Here is a 23,939-nt window from a genome sequence, read left to right as displayed (position 1 = left end):
GATATGAAAATTTTAATAATTGGTGCAACAGGCATGGCTGGTTCAGCATTAGTTAAACAAGCTGTAGCGCACGGTCATGAAGTGACGGGAATTAGTCGTTCAAAAGCTGATTTGACAGCTTTAAAGGAACAAATCACTAGCGATTTGTTCACAATTTTGGCGGGTGATGCTTTTGCATTGACCAAAGCTGATTTAAAGTTATTTGATGTAGTTATTGATGCATTTGGTACGGCGCCGCAAACTGCATATTTGCATGTGGATCTGGCAACGCATTTGGTTGCACAATTGCGTGAACTATCCAAACCGCGTCTGGGATTTATTTTAGGTGCTGGAAGTTTGACAACGGGTAGTGATAAGCATTTGTTTGTGAAGGATATGCAAAATGATCCGCAAAATGCTAGCTTTATTGCTATCCCAGAAAATCAATTGGCAGAATTACAATTTTTACAAAATATCGACAACGTTGATTGGTTTGGCATTTCTCCTGGTGTATTGTTTCAAGCAGGTGCTGCTACTAAATATTTATTGGGACATGACGATTTATTGTACAACGATCTTGGAAAATCGCAAACTTCTTCAGAAACTATGGCGCAAGTCGTTCTGTCTGAAATTGAGGATCCTAAACATCATCAGGAACGTTTTACGGTTATTAACGCCTAATAAAAAGCAACTAGAAAGAGTTTTTAGCTCACTAGTTGCTTTTTTGATCTACATATTTGTTTCTTTAAATAATTTTTCTAATTGTTTTGTTAGTTCTTGCTTAGCAGTGTCTCCTAATTTATCTCTGATAGCTTTTTCTGAATTTTCAAAAAAAGTGTCAATTTGAACTGCTAGCTGTTGGGCTTGAGGCGATAGACTTATTTGTTTAAGGCGCTTATCATGGGTGCCGATTTGGCGAATAATCAGCCTTTTTTTGACCATCAAATTTAAAATATTAGTTGCGGTTGATTTACGAATATTGAATTCTTGTTCAATATCTTTTTGATAAATTGGTTGATCCACAGGTTGATTATTTAAAAAATCAATAATAATAATTTGGGTACCGGTTAAATCCAAAGTTCGAGCAAAAGTATCAGCTTGGCGACTTAAAGTATTTTGTGCACGTTGCAAAGCAATGCCTAATCTTCTCATTTAATTTATCACTTTTTTGTACAAGTAGCTTTATGAAGTAAGTATATACCTACAAATACTACTACGACGAGAACAATTAAGGCAGCACGTGCACCTGCAATGGTTTTATTAGTTGCCAGTGTTGCGGTACTTTTTTGTTGCACTAATTGCATGATTGCAGAAATGACAGCTGTCCCTGTAGCACCAGCAAACTGTTGCATCATGTTGAAAAGAGTGTTACCGTCAGCGTTTTGTGTGGTTGGCAACAAGCTTAATGAATGTGTCATAATATTACCCATAATTAAACCAATACCAAGCATGGTTAAACCATAAAATAAAGCGATTTTTGTTGATGTTAAATTAGTAGCAAAAATGCTGAATAATAGGCTACTAATAATTTCTAGGGTAGCACCGATTAAAATAGGTTTGCGGGCACCATATTGATCTAACAAACGTCCACTAATAGGTGAACAAATCGCACCGAGCGCACCACCTGGTAGTACTAATAATCCAGCGATCATAGCGGTTTGGTGATTGACTAGTTGAACATAGTTGGGTAAGATGAAAGACAAGCCTAAAGTGTTAATCTGAAATAAAAAGTAAGCGCTAAGTCCTTGTGTAAACTGCTTTTCTTGCAGCAGGCGAATGTTGATGAGCGGTTGGTTAGTTTTTAATTCGTGTCGACTAAAGTAGAGCAGACAAATTACTCCTAATATTAGTGGCAAAATGAATTTGACGGGTTGTTGTTGAATAGTGGCTAGATTACTAAAGCTGATAATGAGACCAGCAAAAGACAGTGCAATACTAATAAAACCATGTAAATCTAATTTAGTACGTTTTAAGGATTGCTGGTCAATATTTTTAATAAAAATAATACCCAAAATAAGTGCAATAATGATAATTGGGATAATAAAAATAAAGATATAACGCCAACCCAGTGAATTCACAACTAAGCCACCAAAAGTTGGTCCTAAAGCAGGGGCGACGGCCGTGATCATGGTACCAATGCCCATGAGCAAACCAATTTTGTTACTAGGAGCTTGTTCTAAAATAATGTTAAACATTAAAGGTAGGGCAATGCCGGTAGCAGCTCCTTGCAGAGCTCTACCACTTACTAACAAAATAAAATTAGTAGCGCTGGCATCAATTATCAAACCCAATAGAAAAAGAAGAGCAGCGATAAAAAATAATTTCCGTTTGGCAAAATTTTTCTTGAAATAGGCTGATAAAGGCATGATAATGGCTGCCATCAACAAATAGCAGGTTGTCATCCACTGAACAGTAGCCATATTAACATGAAATTCTCGCATTAATACGGGGAAAGTGATATTTCCAGCGGTTTCGATTAGTACACCGCAAAAAGACATTAAACCTGTAGCAATGATTGCCATAACTAATTTAGTATCTAACTTTTTATTCATTAATCTTCCTCCTATTATCAAAAAAGTTAGCAAGCTAACTATAAACAAACAATTATGTTAAATGGTTAAACTCTGAAAGTCAAGTGATGGTTAGAAGCCATGGACAGTACATACAAATTCAGCTCTCTTATAATGTGCAAGTTAATGAATAAGTTTGTTGGGATTAATTTTGCCTTCTTAAAAAATCTGGTTGCAAGCAATAAATAATTGAATTAATCATTCTTTGTTTTATGTTAAAAATATATTGCGAAAAATGTTTAGATATTTACAAAAATAAAATATAAGTCTATAATTCTAATCAAAATTCAATAATAATATCATATAAGGAGGTTTGGATAAGTACTATATAATTTTAAATATTAGGGAGAGATTTATTTTGAATAAGCGACAAAAGGGTTTAACTTCAGCTGGCACATTTTTAGGATTGGTATGTGGCTTAGTGCTGACACAACAGGTTGTGTTTGCTGACACTAATTCGCCAGCTGAGCAAAATGTACAGGAAGTAATTCACTCAACAACTAATGATGCTGGTACTTTGGCAGATAATGCAGGCGCATCTGGTGAACAGCAGGTAGCCACACAGTCCGTAGTTACAAATGAAACTACACCTACTGTAGATAACAATGATAATGGCAATATTGTTGATGCCAATGATGCAGTTCACTCAACAAATAATGCTAGTGTTGCTTCAGCTTCAAATGATTTATCTTCTGAAGAAGCAGCTGATATTTCTACCACGCCGGCTATGTCAGCGAGTGGTATTTGGGGTACTAGTGCTTGGGATTATACGCAAAATGGTAATGATTCTGTTTTAACTTTCCATGCTGGAACTTTAGGGGCAGGTAGCATTAACGATGCAACACAATTTTCTAATGTGGGAGCTAACAAAATTAAATTTGATTCCGATGTTATTGCTAATGCAGATTCATCAAATTTGTTTGCAGGTTTGCATAATTTGAGAGCAATTGATGGTTTAGCGAATTTAGATACTTCCCAAGTAACTGATATGCATGCAATGTTTTATGATTGCAAAAATCTGACTAATTTAGATTTGTCAGACTTTGATACTTCTAAAGTCACTAATATGGCAGAAATGTTTGAATATTGTGAGAATTTGAGCGATTTGAATTTGGGTAGTTTTGACACTGCGCAAGTTACTGATATGTCACAAATGTTCAAATATTGTTCTAGTTTAAGTAATTTAAATTTGTCAAACTTTGATACATCTCAAGTGACAAATATGGTTGCAATGTTTGAGCATTGTTCCAGTTTGACAAGCTTAGATTTATCAAATTTTGTTACTTCCAAAGTTCAGTCGATGAGTTATATGTTTGCAAATTGTGCTAGGTTAACGAATTTGAATTTGGCTAACTTTGATACTTCAAATATAGCAACATTTGATCATATGTTTAGTGAGAGTGGTAATTTAGCTAGTATCACTGTAGGGCCAGCATTACAGCTGACTTTGGAAGATAATGATCATATGGCTTATCAAACAGTGCCTGGAACTGATCGCAAAGTTATGTCCAATGATTGGGTTGCAATAGATGGTGATAAACAATGGCATCATTATAGTACTTATGTATTAAATAGTTTGTCCAAGCGTGATCAAGTAACGACTTATCAGTGGGATACCGGACAATCAAATGCTGAAGAAATTAAGGCTTTAACAAGAACAATTAGTATTCATCAGCCAGATGGACAGATTACAGTTGTAATGCAATCAGGTAAGGCTGAGCGCACAGTGAAATACCATAGTGATGGCACAGTTGAATATGGTGATTGGTCAAATGATGAATTTGAAGCTTATCAACTTCCTAAAATTTCAGGTTATTGGGTAACTAAACTTCATGTTCCAGCTGAACCAATTAGTGATTTTGATCAAGATCAAACGGTTGATATTTATTACACTCCACATAAAGAAAAAGTAGCCATTAAGTATATTGATGAATCAGGTCAAGAAGTTGGCAAGCAAACCTTGAATTTATATTACGGTCAAACTGTTCATGTTAATTATAAGATTCCTAATGGATATGATTTTGTTCAAACCCCACAGGAAAGTATTACTGTAGATGCTTCAGGTAATCAAACAATTAATGTTTATGTTACGCATCAAATTGCGCAAACTTCTGAATCAAAGACGCCGATGAGACTGATTAATGTTCATTATCCAGACGGTTCTGAAAAAACAGTAACGCAAACAGCCGTCATTTATCGTGAGGTATACGTTGACCAAGTTACAGGTGAAAAAACATATGGCGCTTGGAGCACTGGTAATTTTGACAAATATATAGTACCAATTGTACTTGGCTATACTGCAGATTCACAAAATGTTGCAAGTACTAGTGTGGATAGTGATACACCTGATGTTTCACAAATTGATATTTATTATTCCAAGAATGTTTAGCTATTTAATTTAGGATTTAAGCAATTAATTTCTTTGAGTGTGATTAGTTGCTTTTTATGGTAAACAGTAGTGTGTTTACGTTTGCAAAAATAGAATACAAGCCTTCAATTCTAATCTAAATTAAATAATTATATCATATGAAGAGACTCGGATAAGTTTTATATTATAAATATTTAAGGAAGACTTCTTTTGAATAAGCGACAAAGGTGTTTGACTTCAGCCGGCACGTTTTTGGGATTGGTGTGTGGATTAGTACTCACACAACAAGTTGTTTCGGCCGATACGAATCCAACTGCGGAGCAAAATATGCCGGCAGCTGTTCAAACAGCAAGTACTGACAATGCGGATGGTAACAGTACGCAAGTGCCTGTTGCCCAGCAACAAGCTACAACGCAAGCATCAATTGCAGACGATAATAACGATATCGTGACTGATTCGCCGTCAGCTACTTCCAGTACAACAGTTGCCAGCAATGATACAACAGTGAACAACAATGTTAGCACTAATGTTGCAGCAAACATACGGATCAACCAGTTTCTAGCACTACGACAAATTATGATGGCTCAACTTCATAATCAACTACTACTCCAGTAACATCTGGTACAATAGCGAGTGGTGTCTGGGGTACTAGTGCTTGGAATTTAACGCAACAAGATAAGGATTACACTTTAACATTTCACTCTGGTACTTTAGGCTCCGGATCAATTAAAAGTAATGTTTTAGCTGATAATACTGACTATATTAATGGTTTAACTACGATTAATTTTGATCCAGGTGTTGTAGCAAATGCTGATTCGTCTTACTTGTTTGCCGATTTGTATTATGTAGCTCAGATTAATTTGGCAAATTTAGTTACATCCCAAGTAACTGATGTGTCTTATATGTTTTATTGGGATAGCAGTTTATCTCATTTAGTTTTGGGATCCAAAACCAATTTACATGATGATTCTGCTTTAGCAGATGTGCCTAAAACTGGCACTACAATTCCGGGAACCAACAAAAAAGTAACCTCGCCTAATTGGGTAGCTACTAGTGGATATCACCAAGGTCAAAAATATAGTTCCAAAGATTTAATGGAATTAACGGGTCGTGACCAAGTAACGGTTTATGATTGGGACAGTACACCAATTGATACTATTGAAACACACAGTGTTACCCGTACAATCAATTTTCACTTACCTGATGGCTTGAACGCAAACGCAACGCGCTTTTATTACGCGTACTAAAACATTGAATAGTGATGGTACTATTTTAGCTATAGTGCTTGGACGCTAGCTCAATGGTCTAATGTGACTGTTCCAAACATACCCGATTATAAGGCTACTCAAACGGAAATTCCTATGGTCGATATTGACAGTGACACAGCTTATCAAACAATTGACGTTTATTACGTCCCAATTCAATACAGCTTAACGATTAATTATGTAGATGCCGACGGTAAGACAGTGAGTTCGCAAAAGTACAGCGGCGCCAAAGTCTCTACGATAACCCCACAATATGATTTGCCCGATGGTTATCAATTAGCCAGTGTACTACCTACAAATGTGTAAATGAGTAATACTGATCAAACAATTAACGTTTTAGTTAGTCATGCGTTGGACTTCAGTGATGAGCAACATTCAATTGTGCGTTTGATTAACTTGCACCAACCAAACAGGCAAACACAGACCATCACGCAATGGGTTACTTTAAAGCGCAGTGTGAAGATTGATTGTGTCACTGGTGATAAGACCTATGGTCGCTGGTCCACGGATTATTGGGACGAATATGAAGTTCCGACTTTCAATGGTTATACCCCAAGTCAAAGTACGGTAGAAGAAACCCCGGTAAGCAGTGATATGACTGATCAAGTGGTGGATATTTATTATACACAAAATGATAAGTAGATAAATAAAAAGACGAGTAATCAACTCGTCTTTTTTTATGCAGTTTAGAATAGTTTATTTAACCTCACTTCAATAATCTTTGAGGACTAATTTTGGGAACTAAATCTTGTTGAGTAGCACTTGGCAGTTTTTCATTTTCAATCCTGATTTAGTTACCAACCAACTATTATTTTGATTAGTTTTATCAATAATATCAGCGTCACAACGCAAGCGAGTTTTCGTTTCAGCATGATAGATTTACAATGTATCACCGATATTCAATTCAATGTTATAAATTCCAGTCGGATTATCGGTACCCAACAAAGTGGTCTCAAACTTAACATTGTTACTGGAATCTCTAACTACAACTTGAGCATAAACTTCGCCCTTATAATATGCGTGTGGATCAGTCTGTGTCACATTGAAAGCGGCTTGACGCTTGTCAAGATTTGTTTGTAGGCTAGCAAACTGATCGTCTCCTAAGCCTAGAAAATCAATTTTTTGATTAGTCAAAGAGCTATAATTAATTTTACTGAGGTTAATTGTAACGTTGTTATCAGTATCTTTAACATAGATATAATTATTATCGGGTACACAATTATCCATCTGTGGACCACTAAAGCTAGCAGTATAGATACCATTTGGCAAATTTTTGAATGACAAGGTAGTCTCAGCTTTTTTGATTGTTTGTTGAGTTGCTACTTTTTTACCATCTTGGAGAGTGACAGAAACTACGGCAAGTTTTTTTGATCATTGGAATTAAGCTTTAAAGTTAGATTTCCATGTAAATTGAGTGGACTGAGATCATTATTTTGGACCATTTCAAAATTCGAATTGATTAAAATATTATTATCCAATAAATCATGAGCCTGCTTTACATGATCTTGCGGAACAACATCAGCTAAAGAAGTTACAGCAGGATATGATTTTTAGAAGCTTGTGTGTCATCAACATCCAAGCCCCAACGTTGCAGCACAGGAGTGAAATCTTGTTTACTGTTCACGCTATAAATTGTATTCATTAAATCTGGCAAAAGGTAATCTTGCTTTTTAAATCCTGGTTGATTAGCTATTTTACGGTAATATTGATACATCTTGGTGAATGATTCGTCGCCAGCTTTTTGTTTTAGTAAGGATAAAAGAATTAATTGACCACGTAAATCTGACGAATCATAAGTGCCATGCTTGGTAACTAAATCTTGATATAAATTATTTTCGACGGTTTCTTTATTACCATAATCAAACAACCAGCCTGTTTGATCAGCTTTTTTGTCATATTTAGCATATTGGTATTGGACACCAAATAAATTATTAGAAACCTCGCCAGTATACATACCAATATCATTAAAGCCTGCTTGATATCCATGAGCAATTTCGTGCAAATCAGCCCATTCATCTTCATTCAGCCACATGTCTGCGGTTTTAGCACTATTAGATGCCCAATCATCACTTATAATAAGCACCGCCAGCACCATGCGTATCAGCTCTCAAAAAATAACGATTTTGCCTATTTTGATTAACTTCAGATGAATTATCAAAACCTGCCATTTTATTGTAAAAACTAACCAGATCATTATAATGTTCAAGCAATTCATCAAGATTATTGAAGTCTTTTAAATTACGAGCTAACTCTTTATCACATTTAGGAATTAGTAGTTGAAAATCCTTACCTTTTATTAAGGAAAAATCACTATTTTCTTGATCCCAAGTTTGGAAGAAAGTATGTTCATTATCATGATATTCATAAATAGGTAATTTTTTTTCCTTGCTGTTATTAGTTAATTGGTATTCCACTGTGGCAGAAGTATTACCACAAGGTGTGTCAATAAAAGGAACTAAAGGTGAATCAGCGCCGATTATCACCCAGTTAGAATTGATATCTACACTTTTTTCCAATTTAGAATCATTTCCCAGCAGGCGCAAAGTTAGCTTACCCGTAAAATTTGGATTAGTTTGGCGTACTTTGAGTTCTTGATTAGTTGGTAAAATAAAACCCAGATCTTGACGATCATGATATTTACCCTTACTCATTCCAGCATTATAAATCCAAGTTGGTTTAGGAATAGCTTGAATTGTTTGGCTAGTAGTTGTTTGTGCATGTATTTTGGTAGCTGGCACTATTAAAAAAATAATGATTACTAATAAAAGCCATACACTTTTTTTATGTGATGCATTTTCTGCAACCCCCAGATATATATTTTAAACACAAATATATTTTGCCATTTTCAACTCAATTATCTACATTTTTCTATTCGTTTTGTAATAAAATTAAAGTCTGTAAAAAACCATTTTTAATAACATTAGTAAATATTTCAGCTAAACTCAATAAAGATAGTTGGCGGTCGGGCTGGGTAATGATAGTTAAAATTTGAATCGTTAACCCAAAAACTAAGTTGTGCACAATACGTTGCTTTTCAGCATTGGGATATTGCAAAGTGGTATTTTGTTCTATAAATTGATCTTGTTTTTGTTTCAGCTTATGAATAAAGCTACTATATTGTGTGTTATTACCTAATAAGGTATGAATAATTAAGCTGTTTTTTTCAATGATTTGGAACATTGGAATCAAATTGGCGACCGATAGATGTTGTTCATATTTAACTACATTGTCATGATATTGACTAAAAAGATTAATTAAGTCGTCTTCAATTTCGTCAATTAAAGCATACTTATCATGGTAGTAACGATAAAATGTTCCGCGTGTAAGCTGTGCTTGTTGGACGATTAATTCAATTGTAATATCTGGAAAAGTTTTTTCTTGCATGAGTTGGATTAATGCGGTTTTGAGATCCGTTTTGGTTTGTTGAATTTTGTGGTCGTAACTCATGGATTAGCTCCTATTATTTTTAATATTGAACTAAATTATAACATTTTGTGCAATATTATACAGTTTGATTTATTTTGGTTATTGAAAAATATTTATTATAGTACTAGTATGATATGCAATCTGTAAAAGAAAAGGAGATAAATTTTCATTGGTCGAAAATAATTCGCAGCAACTACGCGATGAAAAAGGCAAACCTTATCATCGCAGTGCTATTTTAGCTTTGATTTTATTAGCGACTTTTGCTGGAACTTTGATGCAAACGTCACTTGGAACAGCTTTGCCTACCTTAATGAAAGGTTTTGATATTGATTTAGCAACGGCCCAACAGGCTACCACTTGGTTTTTACTAGCAAATGGAGTAATGGTGCCGATTTCTGCTTACTTAGCAACTCGTTTTTCTACAAAGTGGTTACATTTTGTCTCTTATGGCATGTTATTAGTTGGTATTGGTATGTCTTATTTTACACCAGAGAATTCTAATTCTTGGTGGATATTCTTAGTTGGACGTATTTTAGCAGCGATGGCTGTAGGAATTATGATGCCATTAATGCAAGTTTTGATTTTAAATATGTTTCCGCGTGAGCAACGAGCATTGGCCATGGGTATTAGTGGCCTAGTTGTTAGTATGGCACCAGCCATTGGTCCTACTTTGAGTGGTTGGATCTTAGACAAGAATCATATTGTGTTAGGTATAACGATTACTAATTCTTGGCGGAATATTTTTGTCATTCCATTAATTATTATTGCAATTGCTTTCGTTTTAAGTCCTTTCTTAATGAAAGATATTATTCCTAGTAAAAATGTAAAATTGGATGTTTGGTCTTTAATTTTGTCCTGTGTTGGTTTTTGTTTATTCTTACTAGGTTTCACTAATGTTGCTGATAATGGCTGGGGTGATATGAAAACTGTTATCTTGCCAATTATCGTCGGTCTGTTGATTTTGATTGTCTTTATTTGGCGTCAAACCCGTCTAGAAGTACCGTTTCTAGATGTGCGCGTCTTTTTAAATAAGAACTTTACCTTACCAAGTATTGCCTTAATTTTAGTAACTATGGCGATGTACGGCGTTGAGATGATGTTACCAACGTATCTTCAAAATATTCATCATATGAGTCCCTTTGAATCAGGGTTGACTTTGCTAGCTGGTGCTTTAACCGTTGGTTTAATGTCGCCAATTAGTGGTTCTTTATATAACAAAGTTGGTATTAAACGAATGACTTTTGTTGGTTTTCTTGTTTTAGCAGCGGGAACCTTACCATTTGTCTTTTTGAGTAGTTCTACACCTACTATTTTAATTACTGTCTTATATGCAGTCCGTATGGGTGGCGTAGCGATAGTCATGATGCCATTGACGACAAGTGCTATGGATGCTTTGCCCACAGAAAAAAGTACTGACGGAACAGCTGCTAATAACACTTTACGGCAGGTGTCTTCCTCTATTGTTGTAGCGGTTTTAACTTCCATGACGCAAAATGTCATCAATAATAATACTCCTTCCCATCATTTCCAAAAGGCAGATCCTATGGCTTATACCCAACATGTTTTGAGTGCTTCCATGGATGGTTTCCAATTGGCTTTCTTAACTGGATTAATTTTTGCAGTCCTTGGTATTTTCTTTGTAATCTTCCTAAAAAATGAAAAGGCAGGTGATCGTTAATGATTTTATATATTATCGTTGCGCTAGTCATTCTGATGGCTGCTTGCTGGTTATTAATTAGTAATAGTACTTTACGTTGGATTTGCGGTTTGCTTTCAACAGGAGCATTGCTAGTGTCGGTATTATTACTGTGTTTGAACATGCAACAACATTATGGTATGAAGCAACAAACTGTTACGACAAAAGAAAAACAGATTTATTCTGCTGGAGTAGCCAACTCACCAGTCAACATGTTGTTAGCACAACGTTTAGGTAAATCGGCTAATAACTATGTTTTAGTTTATCGTGATCAAGCTAAAGATAAAAAACCAGCAACTCATTTTATGCCTAATAAAAAGAAGATTGTTTCTGCTGTTAAAAAGCGAGCACACTATCAATTAGTGGCTACGAAAAGCACTAAGGCAACGACGCAAACAAAATCCACCTATTGGGTATATAAGAATAAAACAATGGAAAAATTGTTTGACTTGAATAATAGTAAGCGGATTTTGATTAAGCAACGTACAGTTGTCAAAGTACCAAAGGATACTTGGGTTATTTTATCTGCTCAACAAGCTAAGTCGTTAGCTAAAAAGCAAAAACAAACTCCAACTGATCCTGCGCAAACTAAAGCTGCTCAACAACAAATGCAACAGGTTATGGGCATGCAATTGAAGCAATATCAACAAAAGCATCCTAAAGCTAGTGCGAGTGATTTGAAGCAATATACACAATACTTGCAAGCTAAAATGGCTGCTCAACAAGTCAAAATGATGTTGAAATAATTTATCTAAAAACCACTGCTGAGAGGCAGTGGTTTTTTTATTTATTGCTAAATATGATAAAGTATAAGTCATTAACAATAGTGAAGGTGAGATTATGGAAATAGGTAGTTTAGCGGAATGGATGACCAGCTTTGCGGAAATGGCAGCAGTAATTGTGGCTTTGTTTTTGCCGTATTATCAAAGTCGGAAAACTAGAAAAGCTACCAAAGAAGGATTCTGAATCTAATTAATGGTCTATTAGATAAGTTATTGGCAGCGCTGAGTGCTCATCCGCAACTTAAATTACCAACGACTAATGAATTTATTGATTTTCACAAGTTAGTAACTATTTTAGCAGTGACTGATGGCGATTTAGTAAATGTAGACGTTTTGCGGCGAATTGAAGATTTATTGAGTAATGATGATGATGAGTACAATCATGAACAAATTGCGAATAAAGTTAATGATCTTAGAACAAGTATTCGTAAATAGTTGTCAGGCGTATATAATTTAGTAGCTAACTTTGGTGCAAAAAGTATGATCGATTAGCTCAATGCAATATAGTTGAAGTGATTTTGTCGATCATAATATGCAACTATCAGTTTAATGCTATTTATATAAATCAATCACAATCACTTATATTTTGTTCTTTTTCGAATAGAGCGTTTCGACAGTATCATCATGAGTTTCAATTTGTGTCATTTTAAGTTTTTTTACAATTATTACAAATTACTATTTACTTGTGTTAGCTGGCTAATGATTTATTCTGGTAATATTATTTTATTAACGTTAAACTTGCGTTATTTAAATTTTATTTGCAATATCTTTGGTTGATTGTTGGTTTATAGGTTGTAGCATCAGTAAGTATTTGTAATTAGCAGTTACAAAATGATGGCAGAGTAGTTGTAAATTTTATAAATCTGTTTTTTACAATATTAATTGTGGCATGATACAAATGATTGTATTTTAATGGAAAGGGCTTGTTTTGAAAAAAGAAAATTGTTTATTTCTTTATTTGTTTAAATAATGATTTGCGATAATTTAACGAATAGCTTCCTTAAAAAGACTTGTCTGAAGCTATTGATCAAGTTGTGTCAGGTATTATATTGCAACCAGGATATATTTTAGAATCTGTTCCAGATAGTGTTGAAAAGTAGTCTGACGACTGCTTTTTTAATTTGTATATAAGTTGAAAAAATCGTAAATCTTGCCTAAAAATTTAAGTTTATCATACATAATATGTATTTTTATAAAATAAAAAGATTGTTATACTATTGATTTTTAGTATCTATTAAAAATTGTTATTTGTAAGTTAATGTCCTATATCAATGGGCAATTATAACGTATTATCAAAATAAGTATAATTATTTTTTATATAAGGATTCTTATTATACATTAGCTTAATTGTTGGATATATTTAATATATAAATTAGGCTGTACATGATATAGATGATAATAATGCGGAACTTATGTATGTCGAAGGCAATTATTATAACTTAACGGGGGACCAGAATAAGTTTGTTTATTTTTTGGAAAAAGCCAATGAATTATCCCCCAATAAGATTCAATATATGATTTCTTTAGCAAAAGCATACAAATTAACTAATAACTTTACAATGCTTAGAAATATTTTAGATAAAATAAGGAATATTGTACCTGTTAGTCAGTTAGATAAACGAAGAAAATTTGAAGCTATGGCAATGCTCATGCGTTTAGATCCTAATATAGAATTGGAGATTTAGTAATGGAAGTAAAATTATTTACGAATGAAATTACTATTAACAGTAATAGTAATCATGTTAAAGACATTATAGTTAATATTGAAAATCTATTGAAATGGAATCATGAAATATCCGATATTAGTTCAATTGATAATAATCAGTTCATTATTCTTAGAAGAGGTGCTGCTTTAAATAAGCAGGAAATAGTAAGTGTCTACAGTAATAATGATATTGTAAGCTATGTATTCACAACTGGTACCGTAGAATATCGTGTTGATTGGTTAATTAGCCAAGTTAAATTGAATACTACTCGTGTATCACAGACATTGTATTTAAAAGAAAAAAATGCTTTTTTGCCTATAGCACAATTGATCAAGCCTATTACACAAAATGCTTTTAGGGATAATTTAAGTGCATTAAGAATTCTTTGTGAACAGGGGGAATTTATTTGATATGAAAGCGATAATCCAATCTGGTGTCACTGGTACTCAGTCCATAGAAATTAGTAACGTGGAGCCGGATCAATTTTTAACAACATCAATTGAAGTTAAGACGATGGCGATGCCTATCTTGCCTTATGATGTGATGAAATTAAAAGGTAAAATACCTGTAAAATATCCTAATGTTATGGGGTATGGTGCTGTTGGTAAGGTTATTAGAGTAGGTACGCTACGTTCTAACAAATTATTAGGTAAAAGAATTTTAATATTTAATCCTTCGGGAACATATAAAGAAAGAGTGATTTCTAATTTCCCACCATTGGCTATACCTATACCTGAAAGGGTGTCAAATGAGGTAGCAGCTACTTTAATTGGTGGGCTTGATACTTCGCTAGTAATATATAAGAAAATAAAGAAAAGTAATTTGCATAATATTGTGATATTAGGGGCAGATTCGGTTATTGGATTAGGTGTTTTGCAACTTTTGAAAGCTGATGATATTAATACCATACCAATTGTTAGAGATATTTCGAAAGATTATTTCAATAAAAAAGTTTCTGAATTAAATTTGTCTGTGTCTAGTCAGTCATATAAACAAAGTTTGACTCAAGATAATACTTTGATAATTGATATTGCTGGTGACTATGATGCTATATCAAAGTATGTGGATAATGGTTTTCATATATTGAGTCTTGTCATAAATAATAGTAGTAAAATTAATTTTGTTAGCGAACCCATTTTACCTAAGGAATATATGCAATTATTACAAAAGATAAGTATGGGCGAGCTTATAGCGCCAATAAATAAGTTATTTCCTATTGACGAAGTTAAAGAAGCATTTACATTTCAAAGTACAAAGCCTAGTCGTGGACGAAATATATTAATATTTAGTTAGATAGAAACATTTAAAGTGTATGATAAGTATAGGGATTTAAATTACTTATCAAGAGGTGTTTTTATATGCTTACTCATGAAGATGAGATCAAACAACAAATTGGTCTAATAATTAGTCGGGGTCGTCAACATGCCAAAATATCACAACATGATTTGGCAGAGGGGATTTGTTCACAGCCAATGATTAGTAGCATTGAACGCGGGACATATATTCCTAATGTTGTTTTATTTATGAAGTTATGTGATCGATTGAATATTAATCTAGATAATTCTTTTTTAAAAACAGAATTAAATTTAAATAGTGGGTCAGATTTTAGTAATAAAATATTTGAATTGTGTAAACGACATAAATATTCGGAAATGATTAGCTATATGGATGAAGATGTTGTATTAGATAACTTGAGTACGAATAATGATTTTCAAACTTATTATTATTACTACGGTTGTGCTATATACCAATTGAAACATGACACAATTAATGCAAAAAGGTATTTTAAAACTGCTTTGGCTTTTGGTCCATCAAGCTCATCCAAAAAATCGGTTTCTGAAGTGGAGGTCTTACTTTTAAATGCTATCGCTGTCGTAGATCTAGAACTAGGTAATATTGAAAAGTCTTTAAGATATTTTTCTAGTGCAAGGTCCAATTTGCATTTGGTTAAAAATAAAAGCGAAAATTTGAATGTGATTAATTATCAGTATGGGCTAGCTTTATATAAACTTAATAAAGACTATGATGCCCTAGATGTTTTGTTACCAGGATTAAATAGAGTGATATTACTAGAATCATATTTCATGCTACCAGAGTATGCTTTAATGATTATGAATTGTTACCAACGTTTGGGCAATGCCGATGAAGCTAAAAAATATAAAGCCCGTTATGATGTTTATTCTGATATGGATAGCAAGCGAGTTTAATTATGAATGTAATAAAAAATTAGTCGTTTATTTAATACGTTATTCTGATAGTTAGTGTAACGCATTAAATTTACATAAAATTCATCTTAAGTGCTGATTGGCTATTATTTTTAAGTGATACATTAACTTCTTACAGGTGTTATTAATGACTTTCATTTCTATCAGATATTGGATAAATATTTATCTATAATAATAATTTTTTTGGAGAGATAAAATAATGATGCCACGTAGAAATATTTTAGCAATTTATGGAGCGATAGTTTTAATTGTGATGAGTTAGAAGTAATATACCAGAATTTAAAACATAATAATTAGGAATATATTTTCATTGATTTTTATGCTACAGATTTTGTGCCAATATTTTATTTAGAATAGTTACGCTGTTTTTATATTGGTCAATCCCCCTGACACTAATGATATAATCAACTATGAACTAAATAATATTTTTGAATTTCAACAAATAGATCTAAAATTTTGTCAAAAAAATCCCTTTTAAAAATAAGGGTTTTACTTTAAAGGTATTTAGTGAAGATCTACATCCTTTAGTTAGTAGTTAGTTCGCAATATGTGCCATTTTTTGTAGAAGATCTTATTACAGAAGAAAATATTGCTAAGAGAAATAAGTACCTGGGGGTGCCGTTCATTTGAAAAAAATTTGGCAGTTAGTTTTTAATGATTTTTTGAGCAATGTAGCGATTCAATCTTTTGATGTTTATACAATTTGGTACATTGCGCAAATTACTAAAGATCAGCGACTGGTGGCATTATTTGGTAGCGTTGGTATTATTAATGTTTTGTTATCACCAATCGGCGGAGTTTTTGCAGATAATTATCCACGTGATAAAATTATTAAAGTAACTAGTGTAATACGCAGCTTTGGTTTTCTGGTTTTTTTAATATTTGTTTTAGTTTTACATGATATTCGGTATTTGGTTGTATCGTTATCCTTTTTATTGAGCCTGCTTGGTGCGTTTTATACGCCAGCTATTCAAGCAATTGTTCCTAATATATCGCAAACAGATGATGAACTATTTAGTAATAATACTTATGTCAGTACTGCTAATCAGCTCGCTTCGATCACTGGCGCAGGCGTTGGTGGAATTCTTATTATGATTGTGCGTCCACGATTAGTTTATTTGATGATTACGATATTAATTATTATGGCAACTTTATTTATCATTTTTTTAAAATGACCATTCCACAAAAGTTGAATCATCATTCGTCAATTTTAACTGTGCTGAATCTTAAAGCCAGTTGGCACAATATCCAAAAAGTTTTTAAATTTCCGATTGTCAAGATCTTGTTTCCCTATGCATGTTTACTGAACTTGAGTTTTTGGCTTTTTTATTATTTGATGCCGATGTATCTAAATAAGCAATTTAAGCATTATACTTTTGCTTATTCTTTACAAGAATTAATGATAGCAATCGCTGCTTTTATTTGTGGTCTGATTATGACTAAATTTTCGGACTATTTTCTCCAGCACGCTTATTGGTATACTATTTATTTGGTATTACAAGCGGTAGGAATCGTTTTCATGTCACTATTATTTATGATAATCACCAATGAATTTATTAAGCTGATGATTTTGATTATTGCATGGTTGTTTTATGGGATTTTTAACTTTTTGTCTAGTTTGATCTTCATTACTAAAGTACAACAACAAGTTGATAATCGCCATTTAGGCATAACTTTTGGTATTATTTTTTCAATTTTTAGCGCGCTGGGACCAATTTCGGCTGCCTTATCCGGTTTTATTAAGCAACCAAATTCCCAAACTGTATTTGGTATAGGCAGTTTAATGCTGATAGTAGCGTTAGTGATGCTTTTTGATAAGCGGGTTGCTAAGTTAATTAGTTTCAATTAGTGGGGAGTTACTAAATGTTAATTATTGCAGCAGGCAGCATTTCTTATCAAAATCAATTTTTATTCAATTATCCTCGTTTAGTTGTTTCGCAAAAAAAAAGCGCGGATTGCTTTAATTGGCAATAACGGGACTGGTAAAACAACATTTTTTCAGCAAATCTTGACAGCCATTAGAACTGGTCATTCGCAACTTCAAGTGACCGGTAATGTGGCCTATGTTCCGCAAATCCCTATGGATCAGGCTGATTTGAGTGGTAGGGAACAAACTAAAGCACTGATTGTCAAAGCTTTGCAGCAAAAGCCAGCTGTTTTGTTGTTAGACGAGCCTTCAGCTAATTTAGATCCGCAGCAACAACAGTGGTTAAAACAAGAATTACAGCATTTTTCTGGGATAGTGCTGTTGATTAGTCATGATTTAAATTTACTAAACTCAGCTACTGAAATTTGGTCCGTTGAACAGCACCAATTAACAGTTGTGAAGGGTAATTATGCTAAATTTAAGCAACAAAGAGCACGACAACTACATAAGCAGGAATCTTTATACCAGCAACAGCAAAAAGAGGTACACCGCTTGCAACAGCAAATAGCTAAGCGCCAACAGCAGGCTCAGCGCATGAAAAAAGTAAATGGAAATAAATTATCATTTTCAGAAAAGAAAGCCAATAGTTTAAGCGGTCACTTTGATAAAGGAGAAAAAAATTACAAAAAAGTGCTACTGCTTTGAAAAAACGGTTGGAACTTATGCCACAAATTGAACGGAATAAAACGACGGCTGCTGTACATTTTGTTGATCCTACCCATTCGACAAGTAAACATGCCCTGGTTTTAAAAGTAGCCGGACTGGATGTTTATATGAACCATCGCTTGTTAATCAAGCAAGCTCAGTTTAAGTTATATTATGGTGATAACATTTGGTTGTCAGGCGCTAATGGTAGTGGAAAAACAACGTTGGTGCAAACGATTATTAATAATAAATCCGAATTTGTTCCTGACTATGTACAAATTGGTTATTTCAATCAACAGCTAACAACACTTGATCGTAAGCAGACAGTGCTGGAAAATGTTACTAACGCATCTACACAAGTCGACAATGTAATTTATGCTGTTTTAGCAGGTTTAGCTTTGAATAATAAATTGCAACTTAGAGCTGAACAATTAAGTGGTGGACAGTTGGTACGATTGCAGTTAGCTAAACTATTGTTGCAAACGCCACAATTATTAATTTTAGATGAGCCGACTAATTATCTAGATTTAGAGACTAAAGCAGCTTTGGCAGATTTCTTGCATGAATATCCGGGAGCAATATTATTGATCAGTCACGATCAAACTTGGGCAGCCGATGTGACTGAGCAGCAATTAATTATCCATAAGCAAGCAACAACTTTTGGCGATGACTGAACAGGTACAACCAGCAATTGCGGATGAAATGTTACGTTTGCAGTTTACAAAAGATCAATTAATGAGTGATCCCCAGGCTTCCGTTGCCGAAATTCAGCAAATTAACCAGGCTATTAATAATTTAAAAAGAAAATAATGGTTAACATTGGTTTGAAATTTTGGCACTATAACAAGAATAAGGGTTATTCGAATCAACTGATTATAATAATTATGTAAATCCACTGCTATATATTGATTACGCTTATTATTTAATTTAAGTGGTACTAGTTTTTATGTTAATTATTATTTTAGCCTGTCCTATAAATATCACTGATAGTATCTGGATAATCACGCTATTATAGGAGTGAAAGCTATTTATTTTGCTCATATGTTTAAATAAAAATTAATACACAATATCAAACTTCCTGATGCAACAGTGTGAGGTCAAAAATAAAAATAATTAGGAAATATATATTAATTTCCTAATTATTTTTATAGATGTAATATCAAAAAAGTAGCTGATAACTAATTTGCTTAGTCGTTGGTGTGTTAGCTGGTAAGATAATGTCTTCAAAAATATTATCTTTATCAAAATTTAATAAAGTCTGTGGTTCTAAGGCAATACCTAAATAGGGCCAGCCGACGCCATCAGTGCGTTTAAAGGTCATATTATTTTTAGTGAAAGAGTTAGCAGTAAAGACAACTAAACCGTTACGTTGCGAAAAAATTCGAACTCCATGTTTCGTATCTGGATCACTTAATGTGGCAATAGGTTGTTTTTTTGGTTGTATCTGAAACAAGTCGTCGAGTCCCTGTTCCGGCGTACTTTGCAGCTTCTGTAAGCTATCGTAGATTGGTCTGAGTTGGCGAAAATCAAAGGGCGTATCAGCGACATCAAGTAGTTGACCAGTAGGAATTTTATTATCGTCTAATTCTAAATACTGCGTACTATTGACTTGCAGTTGCTGTTTTTTAATGGTGGACATATTTCCAAGGTTGAAGTACGTATGCACAGTAGGATTGAATAATGTTGTAGCATCACTAATTGCTTGGAACTGTATATTGATGTAATTATCTGTTGTTAACGTATAGTGGATTTGTAAATCTAAATTGCCGGGAAATCCATCCAGCACGCTTTTTTGCGTATGTTTTAGCAAAATTTCCGGATTACCTTCAACGTTAGTATTAATACAACCATCAAAAATTTGTGTGTTAAAACCGTTGGGACCGCCATGTAACGTTGTGGTTTTTTCATTGGTGGGCACTTGGAATTGATGACCTGCTATTGTGAATTTGCCATGGGCAATTCGGCCAGCAGTTCGTCCAATAGTCATACCAACATAAAACGGATTAGCAAAATAATCAGTAGCTTTAGCGTAATTTAAAATCAAATTGCTACCATCAGGTAAAATGATTTCATAGAGTGTGGCGCCCAAGTTTAATATCGATAAAGTCACATTATTTTGATTCGTCAGACTAAATTTATTGATTGTTTGTCCTTGATATTCATCAAAGAATGTTGTTTGGGCTTTAATTTGTGCATTAGTCATACATTGCTCTCTTCCGTTTTAAACTTTTAAGTGCTGATATAAGGCCTTTGTCCAAAACTCTAAAGTGGCTTTCATAGCTGTTTTGGAATAATTGCGCGTATCATAACGGAAAGATAGATATAAATATGCGCCATTAATATAGGAGCTGACTTTTAAATGGAAAGGATAATTTTCACGGGAATACAAGTCTAAAGTATTTAATGCGTTAGGATTCATAACTTGGATGGGCAATCCCATATTAAAAGTCTTACTAAAATCACCCATCCAATTGAATGTGATCGTAGAGTGCTTTTCCACGTTTTTATCGTTTATCCATAGGAAGTTTTCGCCATAGCCATCATTAAATTTTTTGAGATTGTGGGCGATTTGTTCCACACTGTCATCATGGCTGATGGCAAACGGCGCAATACAGCCAAAACGTCCAATAGTTTTAGAAATATCTTTACCAGCCATTAAGGAGGCAATTCGTCCATTATTTCCAAGAATGATAGCACGATTTTCTATTTGTAATTCTTGATAAAATGCTTGTTCCATTGTCCAAAGTAGGTAACTTTCAATGTTTTTAGGTAAAGATATTTTTCCAAGAGCAATTTTTTCTTCTTGGAAGTCCATGCTGAGAAAGGGATTGAAGTTATTAGTCTCTGGTTTGATAATGTCATTAGTGGTGGGTTGATACGTTGTTTGCTTATAGTTAATCCAATTTTCAAAACTGTAGTTTTCTCGAAAATTATCAATGAGATGCTTTGAAATAGTGCCTTTTTGCGAATATTCTGTAAGCAATTTAAAAAATTCTTCTACTAGGATTCTGAAAGAAAAGTGATCCATGACTAACTGATGTGCACATAAAGTAATGATGTCTTGATGTTCATTTTGAAACACGGCGACTTTGAAAATTTTACCTTCTGAAATATTTAGACTACCTTCTAAAGAATCAACGCCAGCTAAAATCGTTGATTCATCATAAAAACTGTTAGGGAAATACCATAGCCAATTCTTAAAAATATCCTTGATTGAAGGAACAGTGACGATCATTTGTTGACCATCAGTAAAACGTGCGCGCAACTGTGGGGAAAGTTTTTTCCACTCAAAATAAATTGAGGTGGTGCCACCTGCATAAGGTATACAAAAAAGTTTCATGTGCTCATCTCCTATTGCACAAGGATAATTTCGGGGTCATTTTACAATACGTATTAATTATAATCAATGTTTTTTTATTTACTGATATTCATTTAATAATTGATCTGTACGGATCTAATATTTAGAGTTGATTTTTGTTTGAGATTGATTATACTAAACGAGGTGTACAGCACATATAATTGATAATATTGCTAATGGGTTATTATTAATGGTGTTATGTGAGCAATTTCATGGAGCTAGATTAACGTTCAAAGTTTATAGCTTATAGTGATAATTTATTAATAGAATTTATTTAATTTAGATGATATGGGGATTGTCTTATGCATAATTTGCAAGATGTACTTTTAGCTACAGCGCAAACTAATGATCGAGGTTTTTATTTTATTGATGGACAAAACAAAGAATATTGTTCTTATCAAGAATTTATTCAACGTTCTTTGTCAGTGCTGACATTACTGCGCAAAAATGATATTCATCCGGGAGAAACATTGGCGATCCAAACCATTAAACCTGAGGCAACGTTGTTATTGATTTGGGCGTGTATCTTAGGAGATATCATCCCAGCACCATGTGCAATTGATTATTCTAAGCGCCAGCTTAGTTTTTTGAAATTAGTAACCAATACGATAAAAAATGTTCATTTTATTTTTAATAAGCCGTATAATTCCTACTTAAAAAAGATTGCAGATGATTCTGAAAGTTCTTTTTTAAATAAGAATGCAATGACAATTACGGAAGAAGATGTTTTAATGGCAGCTTATGATCAACATTTGCCATTGGATTTGCAGTCTTCTTCCAGTGATCAAAGGATCATGCTTTTTTCTTCTGGTACAACTGGTACACCCAAGGGGATTATCTATTCGGATGATAATTTGTATTCGGATCTTTCAACCATTTCTAAAAGTGTCAATGTTTCTCGCCAAGATAGTTTTCTGAATTGGTTGCCGTTAAATCATATTCTCGGGCTGTCGCTACATTTCATTGCACTTTTTCATGAAATGGATCAATATATTTTGCCTGCTAATATTTTCTTGCAAAAGCCTAGTATTTGGCTAGAATTGATTGCTAAATATGAAGTGACGATTAGTGCTTCGCCTAACTTTGGATATAAGTTATGCTTGCAAAATGAGCTTAGTGTAGATAATGATTTGAGTTGTTTGCGGCTTTTGATCATGGGCGCTGAGCCCACATCATTGGATTTAATTGATAAGTTTGTAGCCCAATTCTCGCAAAATGGTTTTTCTAAAGAGATGATTTCTTGTGGTTATGGCTTAACGGAAACGCAATTAGTGTCTTTATCTGAGGTTGGACAGCCCTTAGATGAAGTCTATATCTAAAAAGATCAGACAGCAGTTGGTGATAAAGCAGTGTTTGTACCACAAAAAACGAATGCTAGTTTAACTTGTGTGTCACAAGGGCACCCCTTTGCAGCTTTTGAACTAAGCATTAGAGACCAAACAGGCAATAAATTGCCAGAAGGTTATATTGGTCTGATTCATTTAGCTGGTCCTAGTATTGCTTCCAGTTACATTAGTCCAGCAGAAAAGCGTGCTATTTGTGAATTGGATGGTAGCTTTAACACTTTAGATATCGGCTTTATGTACCAAGGACAGTTATATATTACTGGGAGACAAAAAGAAATGATCATCGCCAATGGTGAGAATTTCTTTTTGCAAGATTTGGATAATTTTTTAACTAGTATCTCTGAGCTGCGCAATTTAACCTTGGCAAGTGTTAATTTTAATTATGATGATCAAGATCATATTGTAGTTTTAGTAGAAGATAAAGAATCATTTGAAAATAATAAAAAAGATTTTGAAAAGATTATTTATTCGCAAGCTTCCCGCCAATTTAAAGTTGAAATAACTAAAGTGTTATTTGTACCACAAATTTTGAAAACAGCTACTGGTAAAATTATGCGACAAGCTAATTGCGACTTGTATTTAGCTAAAGGTGGTGGTAGCAAAAATTAGTTAGTTATCATTGAATATTTAAATTTAAGATTATATA

Annotated in this window: 28 protein-coding genes and 1 pseudogene; 21 read left to right on the top strand and 8 right to left on the bottom strand. The window is 33.6% G+C overall.

The window, feature by feature from the left end:
* Positions 1-3: 3 nt before the first annotated feature.
* Complete coding sequence (locus tag MOO47_RS00355; RefSeq protein WP_249512874.1) at positions 4-660, top strand: NAD(P)-dependent oxidoreductase; 657 nt, start codon at positions 4-6, stop codon at positions 658-660.
* A gap of 48 nt (positions 661-708) precedes the next feature.
* On the opposite strand, the gene MOO47_RS00350 is transcribed toward MOO47_RS00355, so the two are convergent.
* Together MOO47_RS00350 and MOO47_RS00345 are read right to left on the bottom strand one after the other, a co-directional pair.
* Positions 709-1,131, bottom strand: coding sequence for a MarR family winged helix-turn-helix transcriptional regulator (locus MOO47_RS00350; protein ID WP_249512873.1), 423 nt, complete (start codon positions 1,129-1,131; stop codon positions 709-711).
* Positions 1,132-1,139: 8 nt separating this feature from the next.
* Positions 1,140-2,531 (bottom strand): DHA2 family efflux MFS transporter permease subunit, encoded by a 1,392-nt coding sequence (locus tag MOO47_RS00345; protein ID WP_249512872.1) that lies wholly within the window; start codon positions 2,529-2,531, stop codon positions 1,140-1,142.
* A gap of 376 nt (positions 2,532-2,907) precedes the next feature.
* Here MOO47_RS00345 and MOO47_RS00340 point away from each other — a divergent pair, with 376 nt between their 5' ends.
* From MOO47_RS00340 to MOO47_RS00320, 5 genes and pseudogenes are all read left to right on the top strand, one after another.
* Positions 2,908-4,938 (top strand): BspA family leucine-rich repeat surface protein, encoded by a 2,031-nt coding sequence (locus MOO47_RS00340; protein ID WP_249512871.1) that lies wholly within the window; start codon positions 2,908-2,910, stop codon positions 4,936-4,938.
* A 189-nt stretch (positions 4,939-5,127) separates the two neighbouring features.
* Positions 5,128-5,532: a hypothetical protein gene (locus MOO47_RS00335; RefSeq protein ID WP_249512870.1), complete on the top strand. Its 405-nt coding sequence runs from the start codon at positions 5,128-5,130 to the stop codon at positions 5,530-5,532.
* A 245-nt stretch (positions 5,533-5,777) separates the two neighbouring features.
* Entirely contained in the window at positions 5,778-6,164 is a 387-nt protein-coding gene (locus MOO47_RS00330; RefSeq protein ID WP_249512869.1) for a hypothetical protein, read from the top strand.
* A 39-nt stretch (positions 6,165-6,203) separates the two neighbouring features.
* Positions 6,204-6,488 (top strand): annotated as a pseudogene (locus MOO47_RS00325) (hypothetical protein); the annotation flags it as partial.
* Complete coding sequence (locus MOO47_RS00320) at positions 6,489-6,824, top strand: mucin-binding protein (RefSeq protein ID WP_249512867.1); 336 nt, start codon at positions 6,489-6,491, stop codon at positions 6,822-6,824.
* Positions 6,825-7,061: 237 nt separating this feature from the next.
* Here MOO47_RS00320 and MOO47_RS00315 read toward each other — a convergent pair whose 3' ends face one another.
* From MOO47_RS00315 to MOO47_RS00300, 4 genes are all read right to left on the bottom strand, one after another.
* Positions 7,062-7,451 (bottom strand): putative mucin/carbohydrate-binding domain-containing protein, encoded by a 390-nt coding sequence (locus MOO47_RS00315; protein ID WP_249512866.1) that lies wholly within the window; start codon positions 7,449-7,451, stop codon positions 7,062-7,064.
* Positions 7,452-7,713: 262 nt separating this feature from the next.
* Entirely contained in the window at positions 7,714-8,265 is a 552-nt protein-coding gene (locus MOO47_RS00310; protein ID WP_249512865.1) for a M60 family metallopeptidase, read from the bottom strand.
* Positions 8,249-8,920, bottom strand: coding sequence for a hypothetical protein (locus MOO47_RS00305; RefSeq protein WP_249512864.1), 672 nt, complete (start codon positions 8,918-8,920; stop codon positions 8,249-8,251). The genes MOO47_RS00310 and MOO47_RS00305 overlap by 17 nt, the downstream gene beginning before the upstream one ends.
* A gap of 130 nt (positions 8,921-9,050) precedes the next feature.
* Entirely contained in the window at positions 9,051-9,629 is a 579-nt protein-coding gene (locus MOO47_RS00300) for a TetR/AcrR family transcriptional regulator (protein WP_249512863.1), read from the bottom strand.
* A 148-nt stretch (positions 9,630-9,777) separates the two neighbouring features.
* Between MOO47_RS00300 and MOO47_RS00295 the strand changes: the two genes are divergently transcribed.
* From MOO47_RS00295 to MOO47_RS00240, 13 genes are all read left to right on the top strand, one after another.
* Positions 9,778-11,286, top strand: a complete 1,509-nt coding sequence (locus MOO47_RS00295) for an MDR family MFS transporter (RefSeq protein ID WP_249512862.1) — start codon at positions 9,778-9,780, stop codon at positions 11,284-11,286.
* A complete protein-coding gene (locus tag MOO47_RS00290) occupies positions 11,286-12,050 on the top strand; it encodes a DUF4811 domain-containing protein (protein ID WP_249512861.1) in 765 nt (254 codons plus the stop codon). Before MOO47_RS00295 ends, MOO47_RS00290 begins: the two co-directional genes overlap by 1 nt.
* Before the next feature lie 94 nt (positions 12,051-12,144).
* On the top strand, positions 12,145-12,270 hold the full coding sequence (locus MOO47_RS07640; protein WP_260523908.1) for a hypothetical protein: 126 nt from the start codon (positions 12,145-12,147) through the stop codon (positions 12,268-12,270).
* 29 nt (positions 12,271-12,299) lie between these two features.
* Positions 12,300-12,521: a hypothetical protein gene (locus MOO47_RS00285; protein ID WP_249512860.1), complete on the top strand. Its 222-nt coding sequence runs from the start codon at positions 12,300-12,302 to the stop codon at positions 12,519-12,521.
* A gap of 977 nt (positions 12,522-13,498) precedes the next feature.
* Positions 13,499-13,771 carry a hypothetical protein gene (locus MOO47_RS00280; RefSeq protein ID WP_249512859.1) on the top strand — a complete coding sequence of 91 codons (273 nt, stop codon included), beginning with the start codon at positions 13,499-13,501 and terminating at the stop codon, positions 13,769-13,771.
* Between the two features lie 2 nt (positions 13,772-13,773).
* A complete protein-coding gene (locus tag MOO47_RS00275; RefSeq protein ID WP_249512858.1) occupies positions 13,774-14,202 on the top strand; it encodes a hypothetical protein in 429 nt (142 codons plus the stop codon).
* Between the two features lies 1 nt (position 14,203).
* Complete coding sequence (locus MOO47_RS00270; RefSeq protein WP_249512857.1) at positions 14,204-15,085, top strand: MDR/zinc-dependent alcohol dehydrogenase-like family protein; 882 nt, start codon at positions 14,204-14,206, stop codon at positions 15,083-15,085.
* A 65-nt stretch (positions 15,086-15,150) separates the two neighbouring features.
* The gene (locus MOO47_RS00265) at positions 15,151-15,999 is read left to right on the top strand and encodes a helix-turn-helix domain-containing protein (protein ID WP_249512856.1); all 849 of its coding nucleotides are present in this window, start codon (positions 15,151-15,153) and stop codon (positions 15,997-15,999) included.
* Between the two features lie 644 nt (positions 16,000-16,643).
* Positions 16,644-17,192, top strand: a complete 549-nt coding sequence (locus MOO47_RS00260; protein ID WP_249512855.1) for an MFS transporter — start codon at positions 16,644-16,646, stop codon at positions 17,190-17,192.
* Entirely contained in the window at positions 17,189-17,866 is a 678-nt protein-coding gene (locus MOO47_RS00255) for an MFS transporter (RefSeq protein WP_249512854.1), read from the top strand. The genes MOO47_RS00260 and MOO47_RS00255 overlap by 4 nt, the downstream gene beginning before the upstream one ends.
* 81 nt (positions 17,867-17,947) lie before the next feature.
* Positions 17,948-18,589 (top strand): hypothetical protein, encoded by a 642-nt coding sequence (locus MOO47_RS00250; RefSeq protein ID WP_249512853.1) that lies wholly within the window; start codon positions 17,948-17,950, stop codon positions 18,587-18,589.
* A gap of 17 nt (positions 18,590-18,606) precedes the next feature.
* Positions 18,607-19,263 carry an ATP-binding cassette domain-containing protein gene (locus MOO47_RS00245; protein ID WP_249512852.1) on the top strand — a complete coding sequence of 219 codons (657 nt, stop codon included), beginning with the start codon at positions 18,607-18,609 and terminating at the stop codon, positions 19,261-19,263.
* The gene (locus MOO47_RS00240; RefSeq protein ID WP_249512851.1) at positions 19,256-19,399 is read left to right on the top strand and encodes a hypothetical protein; all 144 of its coding nucleotides are present in this window, start codon (positions 19,256-19,258) and stop codon (positions 19,397-19,399) included. Before MOO47_RS00245 ends, MOO47_RS00240 begins: the two co-directional genes overlap by 8 nt.
* A gap of 349 nt (positions 19,400-19,748) precedes the next feature.
* On the opposite strand, the gene MOO47_RS00235 is transcribed toward MOO47_RS00240, so the two are convergent.
* Together MOO47_RS00235 and MOO47_RS00230 are read right to left on the bottom strand one after the other, a co-directional pair.
* The gene (locus tag MOO47_RS00235) at positions 19,749-20,792 is read right to left on the bottom strand and encodes an aldose epimerase family protein (protein WP_249512850.1); all 1,044 of its coding nucleotides are present in this window, start codon (positions 20,790-20,792) and stop codon (positions 19,749-19,751) included.
* 18 nt (positions 20,793-20,810) lie between these two features.
* Positions 20,811-21,929, bottom strand: coding sequence for a condensation domain-containing protein (locus tag MOO47_RS00230; RefSeq protein WP_249512849.1), 1,119 nt, complete (start codon positions 21,927-21,929; stop codon positions 20,811-20,813).
* A 320-nt stretch (positions 21,930-22,249) separates the two neighbouring features.
* On the opposite strand from MOO47_RS00230, the gene MOO47_RS07725 reads away from it, so the two are divergent.
* Together MOO47_RS07725 and MOO47_RS07720 are read left to right on the top strand one after the other, a co-directional pair.
* Positions 22,250-23,266, top strand: coding sequence for an AMP-binding protein (locus MOO47_RS07725; RefSeq protein ID WP_396022042.1), 1,017 nt, complete (start codon positions 22,250-22,252; stop codon positions 23,264-23,266).
* 30 nt (positions 23,267-23,296) lie between these two features.
* Positions 23,297-23,902 carry a hypothetical protein gene (locus tag MOO47_RS07720; protein ID WP_396022041.1) on the top strand — a complete coding sequence of 202 codons (606 nt, stop codon included), beginning with the start codon at positions 23,297-23,299 and terminating at the stop codon, positions 23,900-23,902.
* The last annotated feature ends 37 nt before the right edge of the window (positions 23,903-23,939 follow it).

Source organism: Bombilactobacillus thymidiniphilus (genome assembly GCF_023380245.1).
In the GTDB taxonomy this organism is placed as follows: Bacteria; Bacillota; Bacilli; order Lactobacillales; family Lactobacillaceae; genus Bombilactobacillus; species Bombilactobacillus thymidiniphilus.
This window is presented reverse-complemented; position numbering and strand designations above follow the sequence as displayed.